The 235-nt window shown below is 45.5% G+C and carries 1 protein-coding gene; it reads left to right on the top strand.

The features are described from left to right. Window positions 1-101: 101 nt before the first annotated feature. Window positions 102-235, top strand: a 134-nt coding sequence (locus tag V5P19_RS24545) for a hypothetical protein (RefSeq protein WP_334408117.1), incomplete at its 3' end; no start/stop codon positions are given.

Raw genomic sequence — 235 nt, 5'->3', positions numbered from 1 at the left:
CTGTGACCGTGGTCATTGCCCGGAAAGGTACAGAAAGCTAAGATAAGGCGTTATGGGCCTTAAATATTTGGACAGGCCCACACAGCAATGGATTAATAACAATGATGAATAAATCCAATTTTGAATTCCTGAAGGGCGTCAACGACTTTACCTATGCCATCGCCTGTGCGGCGGAAAATAACTACCCGGATGATCCCAACACGACGCTGATTAAAATGCGTATGTTTGGCGAAGC

It is taken from the genome of Enterobacter sp. UNJFSC 003 (assembly GCF_036903355.1).
Lineage (GTDB): Bacteria > Pseudomonadota > Gammaproteobacteria > Enterobacterales > Enterobacteriaceae > Enterobacter.
The sequence above is the reverse complement of the archived record's forward strand: the minus strand, read 5'-3'. Positions and strand labels throughout refer to the sequence as shown.